Here is a 20,699-nt window from a genome sequence, read left to right as displayed (position 1 = left end):
GGTGTGGGGGGAAGTTGCCCGGTTAGGCCCTGCTCATTCGAAGCCGTACACTAACGACGCGGTCTGTGCTTGACACAGTCCGACTTCGCGCGCCCGCATTGAATGGTCGCTGGCTGGTCCCGATTCGTCGGGTCCTGCGGCCAGGCGGGTGCCAGGGCAGGAACGACACCGTCTACCTGCGACAACCGGCAACGAAAGAGAGTAAACACAGCTATGGCTGTTGTAACAATGAAGCAGCTGCTCGACAGCGGCGCGCACTTCGGGCATCAGACCCGTCGTTGGAATCCCAAGATGAAGCGATTCATCTTCACCGATCGCAACGGCATCTACATCATCGACTTGCAGCAGACGCTGACGTACATCGACAAGGCGTACGAATTCGTCAAGGAGACCGTTGCCCACGGCGGCACGGTCCTGTTCGTCGGCACCAAGAAGCAGGCCCAGGAGTCCATCGCGGCCGAGGCAACCCGAGTCGGGATGCCTTACGTGAACCAGCGCTGGCTCGGCGGCATGCTCACCAACTTCTCGACCGTCCACAAGCGCCTGCAGCGCCTGAAGGAGCTCGAGGCCATGGAGCAGACCGGTGGCTTCGAGGGTCGCACCAAGAAGGAAATCCTCATGCTCACGCGTGAGATGACCAAGCTGGACCGCACCCTCGGTGGTATCCGGGACATGGCGAAGGTTCCGTCGGCGATCTGGGTTGTCGACACCAACAAGGAGCACATCGCTGTCGGCGAGGCTCGCAAGCTGAACATCCCGGTCATCGCGATCCTGGACACCAACTGCGATCCCGACCTGGTCGATTACCCGATTCCGGGGAACGACGACGCGATCCGTTCGGCCGCTCTGCTCACCAAGGTCGTCGCGTCTGCGGTTGCCGAGGGAGTTCAGGCCCGTGCAGGGCTGAGCACGTCGGACGACGCAAAGCCTGAGGTCGGCGCGGGCGAGCCCCTCGCCGAATGGGAGCTCGAGCAGCTCGCCGGCGCAACTCCCGCCGTCGACGCAGCAGCACCCGCCGAGGCAGCAGCACCGGCAGAAGCCGCACCGGCAGAGGCACCAGCCGAAGCCTGATCCACGCAGTTATGTCGAGCGTTCACCTTGCCGACCATTCCTCGCTGGAATGGTCGGCAAGAGTGCGCTAGCAGACTTTCTAATTCTGAATTCGATACGAATGGAGGCTCGCCCAGATATGGCGAACTACACCGCGGCCGACGTCAAGCGGCTTCGCGAGCTCACCGGATCAGGCATGCTCGCCTGTAAGAACGCGCTCGCCGACAACGATGGCGATTTCGACAAGGCCGTCGAGCAACTGCGCATCAAGGGTGCAAAGGATGTCGGCAAGCGTGCCGAGCGCACCACGGCCGAAGGGCTCGTCACTGCGAAGGGTGGCGTCCTCCTCGAGATCAACAGTGAGACGGACTTCGTCGCAAAGAACGCCGAGTTCCAGGGTTTCGCCGAGTCGGTCGTCGAAGCAGCTGCCGCTGCCAAGCCTGCCGATCTCGACGCACTGAAGGCGCTCGAGCTCGACGGTAAGACGGTCGACGCTGCGGTTGCCGAGCTGTCCGCCAAGATCGGCGAGAAGCTGGAACTGCGTCGCGTCGTGTCCTACGACGGTCCGGTTGCGATCTACCTGCACAAGCGTGCATCGGACCTGCCGCCCGCCGTCGGCGTACTCGTCGAGTACACCGGTGAAGGCGAAGCTGCGGCCGAGGCCGCTCGTGGTGCTGCGATGCAGATCGCCGCGCTGAAGGCCAAGTACGTCACGCGTGACGAGGTGCCCGCCGACATCGTCGAGAGCGAGCGTCGCGTCGCCGAGCAGACCGCACGTGAAGAAGGCAAGCCGGAGCAGGCACTGCCCAAGATCGTCGAAGGCCGCGTCAACGGTTACTACAAGGACGTCGTGCTGCTCGAGCAGTCGTCCGTGCAGGATTCCAAGAAGACGGTCAAGGCGTTGCTCGACGAAGCCGGCGTCACCATCAGCCGCTTCGCCCGCTTCGAGGTTGGCGCAAGCTAGCTCTCGAACCGCAGAACCCAAGCCCCGCACTCCCACCCGGAGTGCGGGGTTTATGGTTTCCGATGGAACCGCCGGCCGACTCGGCGCGTCCAAACCCGTTGAAGAGGAACACCACTCGGGGGAGGCGCAGGTATGGGGTACACGACTACGTTCACAGGATCGGTACGGATCGATCCGCCGCTCAACAGCGCTGAGCAGTCCTATTTGCGGCAGTTTGCGAAGAGTCGGCGGCAGACCTACGGCGGCGGGCCGTACGTCGTCGACAGGTCAGACGTACAGAGCTCGAATTGGCCAGCCGCCGGTCAACCAGGATTGTGGTGCCAGTGGGTCTCGACCGACGACGGCGCGGCGCTCGAGTGGGATGGCACCGAGAAGTTCTACCGGTCGTCCGGATGGATGGAGTACCTGATTGGGACCTTTCTCGCGCCAGGCGCGACGCTGCAGAAGGAGTTGCGGAAGCGGGTGCAGGGACGCACGTATCCTGACGAATTCGAGCAATTCACGTTCAACCACGTGTTGAACGGTGTCATCGAGGCTCGCGGCCAGGATGGCGCGAGGTGGCACATCGAGGTCGTGGACAACGTAGTCGGAGTCCGGGAAATCGAGGGCAAACACCCGACCGAATACGTGGTCTTCGTGATGAATCGGCATGAACGCCACGATTTGGACCGAGAGTTCGACGATCGATTTGATCCAAGGTTTCATGGAGGAACCGGACGGTCGATACAGCTGGTCGGTGGTGTGATGACAGATCCTGCGACGGTGTCGGTGTGCGCCGTAAGATCTCGAACATGACGGCGACCCTCGCTGAGCTTGAAGCGCGTTTGGCAGTTCTCGAAGCCGACCGGGCTGACTACAAGGCAGTGCTTGCCACGATCAATGCACTGAGTCAGCAAACACGCGAGCGCCTTGATGTCATCGATGGAAGATTCGATGCGGTCGACGCACGGTTCGATGCTGTCGAGGAGCGCCTTGGGAGCAAGATCGACAATACGAATGCGCGAGTTCGGTCGATCGAGGAGAGTGTCGCGGAAGTCAAGGACCTCCTAGTGGAAGCGCTCGGTCGCGGGTAAGGCAGGATGTTGGAGGGCCGACCTGGGAGTTCCAGGATGGCCGTTTCACGCTGCGGACACCGAGGAGACCGATGACGGAACCGGCTGACGACCGATCTGGGTTCTCGCGAGTCGTGCTGAAGCTTGGTGGTGAAATGTTCGGCGGCGGAAAGGTCGGACTCGACCCCGATGTCGTGATGAAGGTCGCGGAGCAGATCGCCGAAGTGGTGAAGTCGGGTGTGCAGGTCGCGGTGGTGATCGGCGGCGGCAACTTCTTCCGCGGCGCCGAGCTCGAGGAGCGCGGTATGGAACGCGCCCGGTCCGACTACATGGGCATGCTGGGCACCGTGATGAATTGTTTGGCCTTGCAGGACTTCCTGGAGAAGCAAGGCGTCCACACCCGGGTGCAGACCGCCATCACGATGGGTCAGGTCGCCGAGCCCTATCTCCCATTGCGCGCACGGCGACACCTCGAAAAGGGCCGGGTCGTCATCTTCGGTGCGGGCATGGGAATGCCCTACTTCTCGACGGACACCACTGCGGCACAACGAGCGCTCGAGATCGGCGCCGAGGTGGTGTTGATGGCGAAGTCCGTCGACGGCGTGTACTCGGCCGACCCGAAACTCGACGCCGACGCAACCATGTTCACCGAGATCTCGCATCGCGAGGTAATCGAGAAGGGTTTGAAGGTCGCAGATGCGACCGCGTTCAGCCTCTGTATGGACAACCAGATGCCGATGCTGGTGTTCAATCTGCTCACCGAAGGAAATATCGCGCGCGCGGTGTCGGGTGAGAAGATCGGGACACTGGTCAGGTCATGAATCGCTTGGAGGAACGACCGTGATTGACGAAGCGCTCTTCGATGCCGAGGAGAAGATGGAGAAAGCCGTCTCCGTCGTGAAAGACGACCTCGGCTCGATCCGGACCGGCCGGGCGAACCCTGGAATGTTCGCGCGGATCGTCATCGACTATTACGGCTCTCCGACGCCGATCACCCAGGTATCCAGCATCAACGTGCCCGAGCCCCGCATGGTGGTCATCAAGCCGTACGAGCAGTCGACGCTCGGCGCGATCGAGACGGCGATCCGTAATTCCGATCTCGGCGTCAACCCGACCAACAATGGCGACATCATCCGAATCTCCGTGCCCCAGCTGACAGAGGAACGTCGACGGGAATTGGTGAAGCAAGCAAAATCCAAAGGCGAGGACAGTAAAGTTGCGATCCGCAACGTTCGTCGCAAAGCCATGGACGAGCTGTCGCGAATCCAGAAAGATGGCGAGGCCGGCGAGGACGACGTGGTCCGGGCTGAAAAGGAGCTCGACAAGACGACGGCGCGCTACGTCGCGATGATCGACGAACTCGTCAAGCACAAAGAGGGCGAACTGCTAGAGGTCTAGCTGGTATCGAGTGGAGCGACGGGAATTTATGACGGTGGCCACTGACAAGGTGTCGGAAGAGTCGACAGCGGCTGAATCGGCGACGGCCGAGCCAACCCCGGTTGAGTCGACGCCTGCCGAGCCGGCTCCAGCTGAGCCGGTACCCGCTGATCCGACACCCGCTGAACCTGCTCCCGCGAAGTCGAAGGCGGGCCGGAATCTGCCAGCCGCGATGGCGGTGGGATTGACCCTCGGTATCTCGCTGGTCCTCATCCTGGTGTTCGTTCCGAAGGTGCTGATCGGCGTCATCGCGGTTGCGATCGCGGTGGCGACGTGGGAAGTCGCACGACGGCTCCGCGAGGCCGACGTGCTGGTACCACGCATTCCGTTGCTGGTCGGTGGCCAGGCCATCGTGTGGTTGAGCTGGCCCTACGGTCCGACTGGCGTCGCCGGGGCCTTCGCGGGCACCGCGCTCGTCTGTATGGTCTGGCGGCTGTTCGACCACGGCCTACGTGCGACGCCGCGAAACTTCCTGCGCGACACATCCATCGCTGTCTTCGTCGCCGCCTGGGTGCCGTTGCTTGCGTCGTTCGCGACACTGCTGCTCCTCGAGGACGACGGCGCAATGAAGGTGCTGTGTTTCATGATCGGCGTCGTCTGTTCGGACGTCGGTGGCTACGCGGCCGGTGTCCTGTTCGGCAAGCATCCGATGGTGCCTGCGATCAGTCCGAAGAAATCCTGGGAGGGATTCGCGGGGTCGATGCTGTTCAGCATCATCGGCGGACTCCTGACTGTCACGCTCATCCTCGACGCGAATTCACTGATCGGTGTCGTGCTCGGCGTCTCGCTCGTCATCGTCGCAACGCTGGGCGATCTCATCGAATCGCAGATCAAACGCGAACTCGGCATCAAGGACATGGGCACGCTGCTGCCGGGCCACGGCGGAATCATGGACCGCCTCGATTCGATGCTGCCTTCGGCGTTCGTCTCCTGGGTGGTACTGACCGCGCTGGTATGACGCCGTGGCTGTGATTCCCAGTCCGAACATCTGGCACTGGCCAGATGTCTACGAGCTGGAGAACAAAGTCCAGGACGTCGACGGCGCTGTGTTCGCCGCACTCGAAAGCATTGCGCCTTGGGCAGGTCGAGACGTCGTCGACGTCGGCTGCGGTGCGGGATTCCACCTCCCGATCTTCGCGGGCTCTGCACGAACGGTCGTGGGCGTCGAACCATATCGACCCCTGGTCAAAGCTGCGAAGCGACGGACCAGCGACGACGACCGAATTCGTGTGGTCCGCGGATCTGCCGAGGACCTCTCGCTGCCCGACGCGAGCGCCGACGTCGTCCATGCTCGGACCGCTTACTTCTTCGGTCCCAAGTCCGCGCCGGGGATCGAGGAGGCGATGCGGGTGCTTCGGCCTGGAGGAGCGCTGGTGATCGTCGACCTCGACGCGACCGCGCATCCGTATGGCGAGTGGATGTGCACGGACCTACCGCATTACAGCCCCAAGGCAGCCGAATCCTTCTTCCTGACGACAGGTTTCGACATCACGAGGGTCGACACTCGCTGGGTTTTCCCGGACCGTGAAGCTCTTGCGGCGGTGCTCGGCATCGAATTCAGCAAGCGAATCGCGGCGCGTGCACTGGCCGAGACGCCAGGACTGGCACTCGATGTGCGGTACCGAATTCACTGCAGACGCAAGGCGCGCGGATTCGTGGTGTAAGGCACGATTCGGTTTCGGAGTCCACACAATGGGACACTGGAGGCACTATGGCTGTTCCAGTACCCCTCGTCTTCGATGCTCCTCGCCGTGGCATGCCGCCGCGGCACCTCGCGGACCTCGATTCCGCCGAGCGCAAAGCCGCGGTGACGGAGCTTGGGCTGCCGGCTTTCCGCGCCGACCAACTGGCTCGCCAGTACTACGGCAGGTTGGAAGCCGATCCCGAGAAGATGACGGATTTGCCTGCGGCAGTGCGCGACAAGGTTGGCGCCGCGTTGTTCCCGACGTTGCTGACGCCGCTGAAGCACATCATGTGCGACGCCGGTGAAACCCGCAAAACGCTGTGGAAGGCGAACGACGGAACGCTGCTGGAGAGCGTCCTCATGCGGTACCCCGACCGTTCGACGCTGTGCATTTCCAGCCAAGCCGGCTGCGGTATGGCGTGCCCGTTCTGCGCGACCGGGCAAGCGGGACTGACGAGGAATCTGTCGACCGCCGAGATCGTCGATCAGGTCCGCGCGGCTGCTGCGGACCTTCGCGACGGCGATGTGGCAGGCGGTCCGGGACGGCTGTCGAACATCGTGTTCATGGGCATGGGGGAGCCGCTCGCCAACTACAAGCGAGTGGTGGCCGCGGTCCGTCGGATCACGTCACCCGCACCGGACGGACTGGGGATTTCGGCGCGGTCGGTGGTGGTGTCGACAGTCGGTTTGGCGCCTGCGATCCGCAAGCTCGCGGACGAAGGGCTTTCGGTGACGCTCGCCGTCTCCTTGCATACCCCCGACGACGAACTGCGGGACACGCTCGTCCCGGTGAACAACCGGTGGCCGATCGCCGAGGTGCTCGACGCCGCGCGGTATTACGCGGACAAGTCCGGGCGTCGAGTGTCGATCGAGTACATCTTGATCAAGGACATGAACGACCAGCCGTGGCGCGCAGACTTGCTGGGGAAGAAGCTACGCAAGGCGCTTGGACAGTTCGTGCACGTCAACCTGATTCCGCTGAACCCAACGCCGGGCAGTAAGTGGGACGCAAGCACTAAAGCTGTGGAACGCGAGTTCGTCCGGCGCGTCATTGCCCAGGGCGTCACATGCACCGTCCGCGATACCCGCGGCCAGGAAATCGCCGCCGCGTGTGGGCAGCTCGCCGCGGAAGGCTGATCGCCCGCGACGAGCTACCGGCAACGTAGTTACCCGACGGACCGTGCGACCGCTTCGTGTGCGGCGAATGCCGACTCGACGAACTCGGTGACCTCGGTCAATGCGCGTGCGGCCTCGGGGACGATCGAGGCGGCCGCTTGGAAGACGTGCACCTGGTCCAGCCAGACCTGCAGCTGATGCGGTACGCCCGCCTTCGCCAGTTCGACAGCCAAGCGTTCCGCGTCCGGGTACAGCAGTTCGGTCGAGCTGACCTGTATCAAGCTCGGCGGGAGGCCACTCAGGTCTTCGTCGACAATCTGTCTGCGTGTGTGGGGCATAGGGCAGTGGTCCAGGACCAAGCGGTGCATAGTCCGCGCAAAGCCCTTCGTGAACAGCGCGTCGGTTGCCGCGCTCGGGGCGTCGAGCTTGGCGTGTAAGTCGAAATCGATCACCGGTGCCATCGATACGATCGCGCCCGGCATCGGCAGGCCCTGCTCACGGGCAACGACTGCGGCCATGAACACCAGGTATGCACCCGCGGAGTCGCCCATGAACGCAATCTGCTCCGGCGGGATGCCTTTGGCGAGGGCGAATCGGTAGGCGTCGACACAGTCCTCCACGCCGTCGGCGATGGTGTGGTTCGGCAACATGCGGTAGTCGACGGCGACGACCTCGGACGACAGGGCTGCTGCGATCCGCGAAATCAGCTGACGGTGCAGGTAGCGACCGCCGACGAGGAACGCGCCTCCGTGCATGTAGACGACGTAGCGGTCGGTGCGTGTGGTCGCGGGTCGTGTGGTCTCAGCGGAGCAGTTCCGCAGGGTGGCCGAACGTCGGGTGGTACCCGGCACGGACCGCAGCACTCGGCCGATGTGATCGACCACCCCATACGGCCAGGGCAGGCCGGGCGCCAGTGCCCACAGATGGATAGCGGGCTTGAGTGTCGCACTAAGGGTCGATGCGAGAAGCTTCGATGCGACGCTGCCGCCCTCGAACTCGACGCGATTCGATTCCCGCGCATTCCGCGGACCGGTAACTAGGGATTTGGCAACCACGTTGTAGCCCTCCTGATCAGTTCGGCCCGCACGACAAGGCCGCGACAGCGCCAGTGCTGTCTATCTCCAGTCACAAGTATCGATGACTGACGCTTCGCAGTCTCTGCATGAATTGGAAGAGTGTTGCGGTCGGGTTTGGTACTTGTCACAATCAGCCGCATGCCAATCGAGCTGCCACGTCTTTCGTCGAACGCGCCGATCTTCGTGCGATTGCTGCCGAGGCTCGCCCCGATTGTCGAAGCCGCGCTGGCTGCCGGCGTCGCCGCCGTTCCCGAAGGCGCAGCCATGCCTGCGAACCATTTCGCCGACGTCGTTCCGCTCTCGATGGAATACGCCGCGTTGTTTCTGCAGCGGATCGACGACGGCAAGTCGCTCACCCGGGAGGACCTGTCGAAACTCGAGGTTCTCGTGACGAGCTTCGCCGAAGACAGGGTGCCGTTGCGTTCGCTTACCGACGGCTACCTCGGCGGATTGCAGGTCTTCTGGCAGATGATCATGGAGGAGGCGGAGCCGAGCGACATCGGAGACCTTGCGGCGTTGGGTGCGCACCTCATCGCGACCATCGGCATGCTCACCACAACGATCACCGACGCGTACGTAGACGTGCAGCAATCGATCTTCGGTCTGGAACGGGAATCGCGACGAGTGCTGTGTGCGGCGTTGCTGCGTGGCGAGCCCGCCGTCGATCTTGCCGCCAGGGCCGGCGCGGCCATCGCGGAGAGGTACGACGTGATCTCGATACTCGCTGGAGCCGGTCTGCCGCCGACGGAAAATGCAGACGCGATCGTGAAGCGACGGTGGGCGCGCTGGGCCCAGCATGCGCTCGAAGACATCGCGGGAGCATCTGTTCTGAACACGTTCGACGGCAGCAGCGGAGTGGCGCTGTTGCCAGCCGCTGTTGACGGACGCGAGCGTGCGATGCGTGACCTCGCTACGTCGCTTGCCGGCCGCTTCGGAGTGAACGTGTATGTCGTCGAACGGCTTTCGGTGCCTACGGCGCAATTGCCGGACGCGGCGCGGGAATGCGCCGAGGTCGTCGAGTTGGCCCGTGTGCTCGGCCGCCCGACCGGCCTGCACCGGCTCGAGGACTTGTTGCTGGAGTACCAGATGACACGACCAGGGCCCGCACGCGACATGTTGGCACGCCAACTCGAACCCGTACTCGACCAGCCGCATCTGATGGAGGCACTCGACGTCCTGATGCGGCACGGTCTCGACCGCAAAACCGCTGCCGCTGAACTCCACATTCATCCGAACACGTTCACCTACCGACTGCACCGGATCACCGAGCTCACCGGCATAGATCCCAGCGACGCGCACGGATCACGATTGCTCGCCGCCGCATTGACGGTCCATCGCGCCTACCCATCACAGCGCTCGTAGTCCCGTTCGGTCGATCTTGCCGGTGGTCGTCCTGGGCAACTCGTCGACGAACACGACATCGCGCGGAGCCTTGAAACGGGCGAGCTTCGCCTTCACGTAGTCCCGGACGCCTGCCTCGTCGATCTCGCCATCGCCGCCGCGGACGACGAATGCGGCGAGGCGTTGGCCGAATTCGTCGTCGGGAACGCCGAGCACCGCTGCTTCGGCCACGGCCGGGTGCCCGTACAGCAGGTCTTCCACCTCGCCAGGGAAGACGTTCTCGCCGCCGGAAACTATCATGTCGTCGTCCCGCCCGTCGATGAAAAGTCTTCCAGCGGAATCGAAGTGGCCGAGATCGCCGGTGCTCATCATCCCGTCGACCGTCTTCTTCGAGCCGCCGCCGGAGTAGCCCGCGAACGCGATCGAGTTGCCGACGTACACGGTGCCGACGTCCCCCGGCCGGGTGACGCGGCGCCCAGCTTCGTCGAAAAGCGCGACCGTGATCCCGATCGGTGGGCGACCGACCGTGCCCGGCGCGGCTCGCCAATCGTCAGGTGTAGCAATGGTTGCGGTCCCGGTTTCCGTCGAACCGTAGAAGTTGTAGAGCACCGGACCGAACGTGCGTTGGGTGCGGTCGCCGAGTGCTGGCGGCAGTGCCGCGCCCGCGCTGAAGATGATCTCCAGCGACGATGTGTCGTGACGAGCGAGCTCGTCGTCGCCGATATCGAGGATTCGCCGCAACATTGTGGGCACCAATACAACTGCGTCGCAGCGGTGCCGGGCTATTTGCGCTACAGCATGTTTCGCGTCGAACCGGCCATGCAGGATGATTGTGCAACCCAAGTTCAACCCGAGGATGAACTGGGACAACGCCGTGCCGTGAAACAGGGGCGCGCACAACAGAATCGTCCGGCCGCGGTGCAACGGCACTCGGTCGAGGAACTGGGCCGCGGCGAGCGGAGACTCGATGCGGCGTGGTGCGCCCTTCGGCGTCCCGGTGGTGCCGCCCGTCAGCAACACGAACCCGCCTTGCCGCGCGGGCGGCTGAATCCGGCCTTGACCGACCACGTGTTCGCGCACTACCGCGCTGGCATCGAGGCGGACGAACGATTCGGTCAGTTCCGCTGCAGTAGAGGCTAATTCGGGATCGAAGACGATCGCCGTCACACCCTCGCGGCCGGCGACGTCGGACAATTGCGTTGCACTGAAACCTGTGTTCAACAAAACCAGGCGAGCACCAATTTTGGCGGTGGCGACCATCGTCTCGACCAGGGTGCGGTTGTCGCGGCACAGCACCGCGACCACGCCCGTCGGCGCAATTCCCTCGCGCATCCACCGGCGCGCGAGTTGGTCTGTGCGCTCGTCGAGTTCGCGGTAGGTCAACTCGCCGTCGGCATCGATGAGGGCGACGGTGTCAGGACAGACGTCCGCGCAGGCGCGGACACCACCCGCAATAGGGCCGAATTTTCGTACGTTGCGTGCCTTCCGGGCCGCGGTCAACGGCCGGCGTAGATCGATCAGTCCCGACCGCTGCAGTACGCGGAGTTGGCCAGCCGCAAGCATTGGATGTGGTTGCACGCGAACTAGAACACCGCATCTGCGCAGGTGAGCGCTACCGGCAACTACACAGGGCTGCCTGGTTTGTGTTGTGAAACTGCACAGCACTCACTGGTGCGGGGCGGCGTGCAGGCGAGCCGCCAACAGCACCATGGCGTCGCGCGGACGGAGCGGATCGAATCCGGTCAAGGCGGCGATCCGAGCGAAGCGGTAGGTCACGGTGTTGCGGTGCACATCGAGCCTGCGGGCCGTCGCGAGCTGGTTGAACTCACAGTCGAAGAACACCTCCAGGGTCTGCGCGAGCGCGGGTTGCTCGGTCAATGCATCGCTGACACTGGAGATTTGCCGTCGTGCGTCCGGGCCCGCCGTCAGAACGAACTCGAGGAGAAGGTCGCGTGGCCTCATGACCCGGGAGGCGCGCTGCGTCCGCCGGCACAATGAGGCGACTCTGTGGGCGTCGGCGGCGGCAGCAGGTACGTCATCGTGCGACGGTGCCGCAGCGGCGCCGACCCACAGCTCTCCACGAGGGACCCCCAACTCGTCGACAATCTTCTGCAGCGCGGTCACTGCGGTAGCTTCGTCGGCGATCATCGGAGTAAGCGCGGTCCAGCCGGTGGTGTCCAGTTGTAGAAACGCACCGTCGATCCGGTCCAGCCGGTTGCGTAAAGCCCCTGCCTGTGCCGGGTCGACGACCGATTCGACGTCGAAGACCGATACGAGGAATGAGCGGGCGATCGGTGCCATCGTCGACGCGTTGATCGGCGCGCCCGACAACAGCGCAGCAGCGACCGCACGTTTGCGTTCGCGCTGCTCCCACAGTGGGTCGCCTGCCGGCTCGACACACGCGATGGCAACCTGCTCCGTCATCGATGCGACGTACTGCATCAACCCCGGACCGACATCGCGCATCGCGGCTAGTTCGTCCGGGGACGCGGACTTCGCAAGTTCGTCCCAGATGACAGTCGCGCCGTTGCGGTACATCCCGAGGACAGCGGAAAGTGGCACGCCTTCACGGACCCTCGCCACCGCGAGTGCGATCACTTCTACGAGGTCGTCGGAGTCCGGCAGTGTGCCTGATTCGATGAAGTCGAAGAACAAGTCGACGTTCGCTCGGGCGCCGCGAGCGAAGTCGCCCTCGACGAGTGCTGCGGGTACTTGCTCGTACGCGGGCAGCGCATCCGAAAACCCGACGACCATCGCCATGGCGCGTTCGCGCAATGACGTTCGAGCTGCTGTCGACGACGAGTCCATTTTGGGCAACCTCACAAATCGTGTCGCGATGTTCGCTGTTCGACAATTGCACATATTGCACGACGTGCATCTGACTCATTGCCTAATGACGGTTCCGATCGGTCGCTGGAAGCATCCTCAACCATGAACAGAGTTGTTCGCGCATCGATCGCTGCGCTTGTCGCCGGGACCGCAATTCACGTGGCATTCACGCCATCGGCCAATGCGGAGCCGGTATCTTCTGCGACGGATCGGCAGGAACGAGTGCTCGCCGAGCGCGACGGGATCGTCGTGTCGGTCGTCAGCTATCGACTGCCGCTCGCCGCGGACGCGCCCCCACATCCGAGCGATTGCGATCGGACCGGCTTCCTTCGCTACCGCCCAGCGGATGGTCCCGCGAATTCGCGCGACGCCGAACACGTCGTGGTGCAGGAGCAGGGATTGGGTGGCGGGGCAACCAACTCCGACAGCGTCGCCACCAATACGGTGCGGTCCGCGATGCGACTCGGCCACAACATCGAATTCTGGGCACTCGCACGTCGCAGTCAATGTCTCGACGAGACAACCGGTTTCGACTTCGCGCTGCGCAGTGGCAACTATCTCGACGCCGTGGACTACTACTTCAACGGCAAAGAGATCGACGGCCGGAAGTTCCCGGGATTCCGGCAATCGTCGAACCTGCAAGTGCTGGACTGGATGGGCCTCGACCGCGTCGTGCGCGACCAGTACGAGCTGATGCTGGCGGAAATTCCCGATCAAGCCGTGCGGCAACGGAAGTTCGTGTGCACCGGCATCTCGCTCGGCGGGCTGGTCACCGGGTTGTTCGCCGACTGGGACTTCGACGGTAACCCCGCGACCCAAGACGACGCGGGGTTCAACCAGTGCGCAGCATTCGCAGCCCAAGATTCGATGGTCTCGTCCGATCCAGCGGCGATCCAGAACACACCCTTCTTCCGTGACGTCACCAACGTCATCACCGGGGGAGCGAACGACGTCCTCAAAGCGGGGTTCCGAGCCGACGTCATGCCGCGAATCTTCGGTCCTGTGCCTGTGACCGGGACAAAAGCATTCCTTATTCTGCGCCTGGCCGGTCTTGCGGCACACCTGGCCCCCGATGCGGAAAGCCAGCTACTGCAACATCTTCCGCGCGATCTCGACATCGACCTGACACTGAACACACTGTTCGCCCCGACCTGGGCGGCGTTCGCCACCAATGGCGCCGACGGTTCGGGAACCATCCGCGACTTTCGGTTCACCAACACCGCACTGCTCGGTACGCTAATCGACAACAACTCCACCAACTTTTCCCTCCTGCAACAAGGAGTCGGAGCGCTTGCCGGCGGGCCGGTTCAGGACAAGTCCTTCCCCAATCCGGGTGAGGCGACACAAATTCCGGTGCTCGGCGGCTATCTGCGAATCAGCGCGGGACCACAGCGGCGCGTCGCACCGACCGATCATCACGCCCTCTACACCTGGCGCAATTACGACGATGTCGCCGGCGTGCCCTACACCGCACCGAACCATGAGGTCGCCGACATCCGTGATGTCGCTCGACAATTGGCCGCCGGATCACCGTATGCCTACTGGGAGACGTACTTTCCGTTGCGCGTCGTCGTCGACATCGGCGCGGCGTACGGAGGAGCCCGCAGCGGCGACATGAGCAATCTGCGCTACGCCGGGATGAGCCGCACGAAACCGAACCTGGCGGTGTTCGGCGGCGACAGCTCGGTACAGAACACTGCGGGTGCGCTGTTCCCGCCACCGATGTTGGCGCAGGTCCAGACGATGCCGGGCTACAACCACATCGACACCATCGGTGCCGCCGCGGTGCAGAACAACGGCGCGCTCGACTACAGCGGTCAGTATCTCGCCGAGTTCGTGGCAGGTCTGTGATGCGCCGCCTGGTCAGCGCCGTCGTCGTCGTGGGCGTCGCCGCGTCGGTCGTACTCACAGCCGTGCCAGTCGTTGCACAGGGCGCTCCGGCGGGGGTGCCCGATCGTGAAGTCGTCACACCAGTCAGCGGCGATCCCGCTCTCGGCGACGACATCGAGAAAACCTATGTGCAACTGCACTATCCGAGTCCGTACTCGACCATGGCACATCCCGAGCAGTGTGATTGGATCTCGTACTACCGCTATCGCGCGAAGACGGGCCCTGCCGGCACTGCCGATGCTGATGCGGTGTTGACCATGCAGCCGGGTCTCTATTCCGGTGCGGCGAACCTCGACGCGCAGGCCCCACAAGTCGTTCGGAAGGCAGCGGCGCAAGGCAAGTTCGTTGAATACATCGCGCTGGATCGTCGAGCGAACTGCGCGGAGGACCGAACGGGTTGGGATGCCGCCGCCAAGGCCGGTGATTACCACGTCGCCGGCGACTACTACTTCCGCGGCTCGACCATCGACGGCAAGCAATACCACTACGAAACACCGACCGACCTTTCTTACATCGGTGAGTACGGCCTCGCGCTCGCGCTCGACGATTGGCGCGCCGTCATCGAGCACCTGCTGCCAACCATTTGGTGAAGGAGCCGCCGAACGCATCGGCGACCCCTTCGATATGGAACAACACCAACGTGGCATCGAGAAGGTCCATCACGGCAGCCGATCTGAGCATGGACTAATCCAAGCCCGGTCTCAGGTGCCATCACCTACCCATCCAACAACCTGTCCCACATGTGGGTAGACATCAGATGTCCCACATGTGTCGAGACTGGACAGAGTCCCTGGACTCCAAAAAGACTCACGAGGGCTTGGCGGGGTTGACGCGATAGTGGTTGTACTGCAGCCTGTTTCGAGTACAATGGAATGTATGTTCGATAGTCGGATCCTGGAGTTGGCCACCAAGGTGGCCGGCTTGGATGACGACGCGCATGTCGATCGAATCGCCGCGCTGGAGGAGTTGAAATCGGCGTGTGCTGCAGTCCAAGCCACGGCAGCGCTCCAGTTGGATACTGCTCGTCGTGTCGAGCGCGCTGAGCGCGGTGTGCCGAAGCGATTGCAGGGCAGGGGGATCGGCACCGAGGTCGCGTTGGCGCGGCGGGAGTCGCCCAACAAGGGTGATCGGCTGCTCGGATTTGCGCGGGCGATGGCGGAAATGCCGCACACCCATGCACTTCTCGCGGCCGGCAAGCTCAACGAGTGGCGGGCTACCTTGTTGGTGCAGGAAACCGCCTGCCTGACAAAGGAAGACCGCGCCACGGTCGACGAGCAATTGTGTGCAGACCCGACTGTGCTCGACGGACTCGGAGATCGGGCGGTCGCAGCAAAAGCTCGCGAACATGCAGCACGGCTGGATGTCGAAGCATTGGTGCGTCGGGGGCAACGTGCAGTCGGTGACCGTCACGTGAGTGTGCGCCCTGCGGCCGACTCCATGGTGCGGCTATCCGCGTTGGTTCCTGTGGTCGCAGGCATCGGTGCGTACGCCGCGCTGCGCCGCGATGCAGACGCTCTGGTCGGGACCGGAGCTGCGGGGGAGCGTAGCCGTAGCCAAGTCATGGCCGATCTGCTGGTCGAACGCCTCACCGGTACCGGGACAACCGCCGCGCAACCTGTCAGTGTGAACGTTGTGATCTCCGACGAAGCTCTCTTCGGTGACGCCGAAGCCCCAGCGCATGTCGATGGGTACGGCGATCTTCCGGCCGCTATTGCTCGTACGTGGATTAGCGAAGCCGTCGAGGGCGATGTTGCCGAACTACGACGGGTCTACGCGCACCCGGGCAGCGGGGCGTTGGTCAATCTCGAATCTGTTGCGCGGTGCTTTCCGAAAGGGTTGGCGCGCTTCATCAATTTGCGCGACAAGGTGTGCAGAACACCGTGGTGTGATGCGCCGATCAGGCACAGCGATCACATCGAACCCGTCGAAAATGGTGGTGCCACAACAGCATCGAATGGTGCAGGTCTGTGCGAGGCTTGCAACTACGCCAAGCAAGGCCTCGGTTGGCACACCGAACCGCTTCCGGGTCTGGCGTTGCATCGCATCAGTGTGATCACACCCGACGGTCACACCTACCTGTCTACCGCGCCGCCTCTGCCGCGCCCCGCCACCACTTACGCGCGGATGGTCCAGGCTCTCCGCGACGTCACGAGAGCAGCGTGAGTTCACGGATGGCACTTCTTCATGACACTCGATCGGTGATCGCCGCCGGGCGGCGCCACTCGGTCGGATCGCGCTCCGACGGGTCAGTAATGACGGCGGGGATTCCCAAGGCACCAGAGTGCGGAGTCGGCACCTGGAAGGACATCGTGGCCGTGGCAGCAGGGAATGTGCACACGTTCTCGAACACTGGTCGCTCGCACACGGTGGGCCTGCGCGCTGACGGCACCGTCGTTGCCGTCGGCTGGAACGGGGACGGTCAGTGCGATGTCGCCGATTGGGAAGGCATCGTTGGCATCGCGGCCGGGTGGCGTCGCACGCTGGCGGTCCACGCGGACGGCACGGTCCATGCCGCTGGACGGGAGAAAGAGGGAGCGTGCAACGTCAGCACGTGGCGCGAGATCGTTGCGGTTGCCGCTGGCGATTGGCATTCCGTAGGCGTTCGCGCCGATGGCTCGGTCACGGCGGTGGGGGTCAACAGACGAGGACAGTGCCAAGTCGCAGGCTGGCGCAACGTGCGAGCGGTCGCGGCGGGCTATCTCCACACCGTGGCCGTCACCGAAGACGGACGGGTGCTCTTTGCTGGAGACGCATCTTGCGGTAGCGCGCAGGTGTCGAAGTGGCGTGACGTGGCCGGAGTGTCGGCGGGGAGCTCTCACACGGTTGCTGTCGACATCCGGGGTCGAGTCTGGGCCGCAGGAGATGACAGCCGTGGGCAATGCGATGTGTCGTCATGGCGGGAGGTCGTCGCAGTCGCTGCCGGGTCGGCACACACCCTAGGGCTGCGCGAGGACGGAGTTGTTCTCGCAGTCGGCAACAACGACCACGGTCAGTGCGACACGACGACGTGGCAACTCCGGCTCCGCTGAGTTCGGCCCCCGACCAACAGCGAGCACTGACAAACTGAGCGCGTGAAGATCGACACGACAATCACCACCGGGCTTGGCCGCATGGCAGAGGATGCGCGTGCCGCGGAGGAGGCGGGCTACTCGGGAATCTGGACGTTCGAGGGCGCGCACGATCCGTTCCTGCCATTGCTGCTCGCGGCGGAACATACCGAACGAGTGGAATTGGGAACGTCGATCGCGGTGGCGTTTGCCCGCAACCCGCTATTGATTGCGACTGTTGGCTGGGATCTGCAGGCCTATTCTCGCGGACGCTTCATCTTGGGTTTGGGCAGTCAGATTCGTGCGCACATCACGCGACGGTATTCGATGCCGTGGAGTAGGCCTGCCGATCGAATGCGCGACATGGTGCTCGCGGTTCGAGCGATCTGGGAAACCTGGGAGCACGGTGGCCGGCTCGACCATCACGGCGAGTTCTACCAACACACGCTCATGCCGCCGCTGTTTCGGCCCGCAGCCGCCGAGGTCGACGGTTTCGGTCCACCGCCGATCTATCTCGCTGGTGTCGGTCCACACATGACGCGAGTAGCGGGCGAGGTGGCGGACGGCTTCATGTCGCATCCGTTCTGCACGCCGGAATTCCTCCGGACCGTTACCCTCCCCATGCTGGCCGAAGGTGCAGCAGTGACTGGAAAACGTCTGGACGAGAAAGCAATCCATCACTCTGTCATGATCGCGACAGGCAATACGGCGGAGGACGTCGCCGCCGCGCGGCGGGCAATTCGGAAGCAGTTGGCGTTCTACGGTTCGACGCAGGCGTATTGGCCGATCCTCGAACTTCACGACCGTGGCGAACTAGGTCCGCGGCTGAAGGAACTCTCCAAGCAGGGGGAGTGGGATCGGATGACCGAGCTGATCGACGACGAATTCCTCGACGCTGTCGCCGTCACCGTCGACGACCCTGCCGATGCTGCGGCACAGCTACATCGTCGCTACGACGGCCTCGTCGGGCGACTCGGATTCAGTACGCCGTACCAGGTGGATTCCACCTTGCTCGAGGTCTTGATGCGCGAGTTTTTGCGCTGAACCAGTGCAAGTTTCGATCACATTCGTGATTGTTTCGTGATAAGTTCGTTATCTTGCTGGTCCCGCGTGAGTTTGGTGAGTGAGGGTCGACCGGATGGCTGTTACTTTTGAAGACGGAGTCCGTCTTGCAATCGATGCTGTCGCAGATCCGGTAGATCCGGAACGCTCGCGCCGACTGCGCGAATGCATCGAGTTCTACAGCCTTCCCGAGTTGTCGCACCTGCCGTCGAGTCGCCTGCGTCAGGTGCTGCGTGAATTCAGGCGGACCGGCGATTACGAACAGTCGCCCGAGGAAATCCTCATCGGCGCGAAGCTGGCGTGGCGCAACCACGCTCGCTGTGTTGGCCGAAAGCACTGGCGCACACTCAAATTGATCGACGCCCGCGATGCGACAACCGCTGAAGACCTTGCAGAGGCGTGCTTTGCGCACTTGAAGGCCGCAACGAACGGCGGTGCGTTGCAGTCCGTCATCACGGTCGGTCCGCGGGCACTACCGGATGGCCGCGAATTCCGAATCGTGAGTCCGCAGATCATTCGGTATGCGGGTTACCGGCAGCCGGATGGCACGGTCGTCGGCGATCCTGCACAGATGGAAATCACCGAGTTGCTGCACCGCCTCGGCTGGCGCGGCAAAGGTACAGCCTTCGACGTCCTTCCCTTGATGATCAGCACGCCGTCCGAACCGCTGCGCTGGTTCGAGATCCCGGCGAAACGAGTGCTCGAGGTCGACATCATCCATCCCGAGTACGCCTGGTTCGCGAGCCTCGGCCTGAAATGGCATGCAGTGCCTGCGGTTTCCAACATGGACCTCGAGATCGGTGGTCTCACGTATCCCGTTGCGCCGTTCAGTGGCTGGTACGTCAGTACAGAAATCGGTGCGCGCAATCTCAGCGACACCGACCGCTACAACATGCTCCCCGAGATCGCGCGATCGATGGGCCTCGACATGAGTTCCGAACGCACATTGTGGCGCGACCGTGCATTGGTCGAACTCAACCGGGCTGTCATCCACAGTTACCGGACCGCCGGCGTCTACATGGTCGACCACCACACTGTGGCGAAACAGTTCATCGACCACGTCGAGCGCGAATCGAAGGCCGGTCGCGAGTGCCCCACCGATTGGTCGTGGATCAATCCGCCCATGTCGTCAGGCGTGACGCCGACTTTCAATCGCGTCTACGACCCGCCCGACCTGGACGTGCGGCCCAACTTCGTCTCACGCGCGAAGCGAGACCGCTGCCCGATGATGTAAGTCCTTGCGCAGCGCTTAGCGCGCGAGCCTGGACCGAACCGCGTCGCGAATCAGGATGATGGCGATCAGCACGGCGAAGCCGATGCAGAAGAGATCTTCGACCTTGCCTTGGTGATTGCCGATCAGGAGGGCCAGCAAGGCGATGATGACGAAGATCGCTGCGGCCTTGGCAGCCTTGGGTGATTCGCCGCTCCAACCCCATTCGGCGGAAGGAACGTCCGCGATATCGACCTTGGTCGCTGGCGCCTTCTCCTTGGCATCTGTACCGGCCACGATCGCTCCTTCAGTTCACTCGAAATCTGCTCGCATCATCCTGGCATACGACGGTGTGTCGTAGCCAGCGAACGGGGCCGTAGCTCCTCGGAGAAGTGTCGGTCGCCCCCCGCCCAATCGTCGAATGTGCACTTTCGTGCCGACTCACTCGACCGATGCGACAGGAAGTGCATTCTCGCCCTGGCGCGGAACGGGCCGTAGCTCCTCAGTTTTGGCGAGCCGGAAGTATGCGGGTGTCCGAGGTGCCGTCGGGGTAGGTGATCGTCACCTCGGAAAAGTGGTGATCGCTGCCGGTGACGGCGCCGAGTTCGACGGTCACAGTCGACCGGGTGTAGTTGCCGGCCGCGCAATTTGGCACGCAGGTATTGGCGATGAGCGTCCCCGAGCCCGTCGCGTGGCCGTCGCCCCAGTTCTTCCAGACGACGTTCTGCAACACGAGCCCGCGGTCCGCGCACGCCAGGATCAACATGGCCGGCTTCACCTGGCCGACGTTGTCGCAGTCTTGGACGACCGGGTTGGGCTCGGCGGCACCGGCCGCGTCCGCCGCGAGGAGCGCACTCCCGCCGGCGACCATCGCCACTGCGAAGGTGGTAGCGACCATCCGACCCACACCAATACGGTTCATGTCTGCTCCTCCCGGGCTC

22 protein-coding genes are annotated in these 20,699 nt (G+C 63.4%); 16 read left to right on the top strand and 6 right to left on the bottom strand.

Features of this window, described 5'->3' with window-relative positions; translation table 11 throughout:
- The first annotated feature begins 213 nt into the window (after positions 1–213).
- The 9 genes from rpsB to rlmN all read left to right on the top strand — a co-directional run bounded on the left by rpsB (position 214) and on the right by rlmN (position 7,324).
- On the top strand, positions 214–1,071 hold the full coding sequence (gene rpsB / locus FGL95_RS04375; RefSeq protein ID WP_169584935.1) for a 30S ribosomal protein S2: 858 nt from the start codon (positions 214–216) through the stop codon (positions 1,069–1,071).
- A 118-nt stretch (positions 1,072–1,189) separates the two neighbouring features.
- Entirely contained in the window at positions 1,190–2,014 is an 825-nt protein-coding gene (gene tsf, locus FGL95_RS04370; RefSeq protein ID WP_169584934.1) for a translation elongation factor Ts, read from the top strand.
- A gap of 132 nt (positions 2,015–2,146) precedes the next feature.
- Positions 2,147–2,809 (top strand): hypothetical protein, encoded by a 663-nt coding sequence (locus FGL95_RS04365; protein ID WP_206071425.1) that lies wholly within the window; start codon positions 2,147–2,149, stop codon positions 2,807–2,809.
- Positions 2,806–3,087, top strand: coding sequence for a hypothetical protein (locus FGL95_RS04360; RefSeq protein WP_169584933.1), 282 nt, complete (start codon positions 2,806–2,808; stop codon positions 3,085–3,087). Before FGL95_RS04365 ends, FGL95_RS04360 begins: the two co-directional genes overlap by 4 nt.
- 71 nt (positions 3,088–3,158) lie before the next feature.
- Positions 3,159–3,887, top strand: coding sequence for a UMP kinase (pyrH, locus tag FGL95_RS04355; protein WP_169584932.1), 729 nt, complete (start codon positions 3,159–3,161; stop codon positions 3,885–3,887).
- 19 nt (positions 3,888–3,906) lie between these two features.
- On the top strand, positions 3,907–4,464 hold the full coding sequence (gene frr / locus FGL95_RS04350) for a ribosome recycling factor (RefSeq protein WP_169584931.1): 558 nt from the start codon (positions 3,907–3,909) through the stop codon (positions 4,462–4,464).
- Positions 4,465–4,492: 28 nt separating this feature from the next.
- Entirely contained in the window at positions 4,493–5,461 is a 969-nt protein-coding gene (locus FGL95_RS04345) for a phosphatidate cytidylyltransferase (protein ID WP_169584930.1), read from the top strand.
- Between the two features lie 10 nt (positions 5,462–5,471).
- The gene (locus tag FGL95_RS04340; protein WP_169585239.1) at positions 5,472–6,167 is read left to right on the top strand and encodes a methyltransferase domain-containing protein; all 696 of its coding nucleotides are present in this window, start codon (positions 5,472–5,474) and stop codon (positions 6,165–6,167) included.
- Between the two features lie 47 nt (positions 6,168–6,214).
- Complete coding sequence (gene rlmN, locus FGL95_RS04335) at positions 6,215–7,324, top strand: dual-specificity RNA methyltransferase RlmN (protein ID WP_169584929.1); 1,110 nt, start codon at positions 6,215–6,217, stop codon at positions 7,322–7,324.
- Between the two features lie 29 nt (positions 7,325–7,353).
- Here the strand turns inward: rlmN and FGL95_RS04330 are convergent, their stop codons facing one another.
- Positions 7,354–8,358, bottom strand: coding sequence for an alpha/beta hydrolase fold domain-containing protein (locus FGL95_RS04330; protein ID WP_169584928.1), 1,005 nt, complete (start codon positions 8,356–8,358; stop codon positions 7,354–7,356).
- 159 nt (positions 8,359–8,517) lie between these two features.
- On the opposite strand from FGL95_RS04330, the gene FGL95_RS04325 reads away from it, so the two are divergent.
- Positions 8,518–9,741: a PucR family transcriptional regulator gene (locus FGL95_RS04325; protein ID WP_169584927.1), complete on the top strand. Its 1,224-nt coding sequence runs from the start codon at positions 8,518–8,520 to the stop codon at positions 9,739–9,741.
- On the opposite strand, the gene FGL95_RS04320 is transcribed toward FGL95_RS04325, so the two are convergent.
- Together FGL95_RS04320 and FGL95_RS04315 are read right to left on the bottom strand one after the other, a co-directional pair.
- Positions 9,727–11,283 (bottom strand): AMP-binding protein, encoded by a 1,557-nt coding sequence (locus FGL95_RS04320; RefSeq protein WP_169585238.1) that lies wholly within the window; start codon positions 11,281–11,283, stop codon positions 9,727–9,729. The genes FGL95_RS04325 and FGL95_RS04320 overlap by 15 nt on opposite strands.
- Positions 11,284–11,385: 102 nt before the next feature.
- Complete coding sequence (locus FGL95_RS04315) at positions 11,386–12,528, bottom strand: PucR family transcriptional regulator (RefSeq protein WP_169584926.1); 1,143 nt, start codon at positions 12,526–12,528, stop codon at positions 11,386–11,388.
- A 123-nt stretch (positions 12,529–12,651) separates the two neighbouring features.
- Here FGL95_RS04315 and FGL95_RS04310 point away from each other — a divergent pair, with 123 nt between their 5' ends.
- Positions 12,652–14,400, top strand: coding sequence for a hypothetical protein (locus tag FGL95_RS04310; protein ID WP_206071424.1), 1,749 nt, complete (start codon positions 12,652–12,654; stop codon positions 14,398–14,400).
- Positions 14,400–15,029 carry a hypothetical protein gene (locus tag FGL95_RS04305; protein WP_169584925.1) on the top strand — a complete coding sequence of 210 codons (630 nt, stop codon included), beginning with the start codon at positions 14,400–14,402 and terminating at the stop codon, positions 15,027–15,029. The genes FGL95_RS04310 and FGL95_RS04305 overlap by 1 nt, the downstream gene beginning before the upstream one ends.
- Here FGL95_RS04305 and FGL95_RS32720 read toward each other — a convergent pair.
- A complete protein-coding gene (locus FGL95_RS32720; protein WP_277351728.1) occupies positions 14,998–15,120 on the bottom strand; it encodes a hypothetical protein in 123 nt (40 codons plus the stop codon). The genes FGL95_RS04305 and FGL95_RS32720 overlap by 32 nt on opposite strands.
- 195 nt (positions 15,121–15,315) lie before the next feature.
- Here FGL95_RS32720 and FGL95_RS04300 point away from each other — a divergent pair, with 195 nt between their 5' ends.
- From FGL95_RS04300 to FGL95_RS04285, 4 genes are all read left to right on the top strand, one after another.
- Complete coding sequence (locus FGL95_RS04300; protein ID WP_169584924.1) at positions 15,316–16,602, top strand: HNH endonuclease; 1,287 nt, start codon at positions 15,316–15,318, stop codon at positions 16,600–16,602.
- A gap of 89 nt (positions 16,603–16,691) precedes the next feature.
- Complete coding sequence (locus FGL95_RS04295) at positions 16,692–17,468, top strand: RCC1 domain-containing protein (RefSeq protein ID WP_240962652.1); 777 nt, start codon at positions 16,692–16,694, stop codon at positions 17,466–17,468.
- A gap of 42 nt (positions 17,469–17,510) precedes the next feature.
- The gene (locus FGL95_RS04290; protein WP_338079704.1) at positions 17,511–18,530 is read left to right on the top strand and encodes a TIGR03617 family F420-dependent LLM class oxidoreductase; all 1,020 of its coding nucleotides are present in this window, start codon (positions 17,511–17,513) and stop codon (positions 18,528–18,530) included.
- A gap of 94 nt (positions 18,531–18,624) precedes the next feature.
- Complete coding sequence (locus FGL95_RS04285) at positions 18,625–19,782, top strand: nitric oxide synthase oxygenase (protein WP_169584922.1); 1,158 nt, start codon at positions 18,625–18,627, stop codon at positions 19,780–19,782.
- 15 nt (positions 19,783–19,797) lie between these two features.
- On the opposite strand, the gene FGL95_RS04280 is transcribed toward FGL95_RS04285, so the two are convergent.
- A complete protein-coding gene (locus tag FGL95_RS04280; RefSeq protein WP_169584921.1) occupies positions 19,798–20,055 on the bottom strand; it encodes a DUF2631 domain-containing protein in 258 nt (85 codons plus the stop codon).
- A 205-nt stretch (positions 20,056–20,260) separates the two neighbouring features.
- On the bottom strand, positions 20,261–20,680 hold the full coding sequence (locus FGL95_RS04275; RefSeq protein WP_169584920.1) for a hypothetical protein: 420 nt from the start codon (positions 20,678–20,680) through the stop codon (positions 20,261–20,263).
- Positions 20,681–20,699 lie beyond the last annotated feature (19 nt).

The sequence above is a fragment of the Antrihabitans stalactiti genome (assembly GCF_012932915.1).
GTDB lineage: Bacteria > Actinomycetota > Actinomycetes > Mycobacteriales > Mycobacteriaceae > Antrihabitans > Antrihabitans stalactiti.
This window is presented reverse-complemented; position numbering and strand designations above follow the sequence as displayed.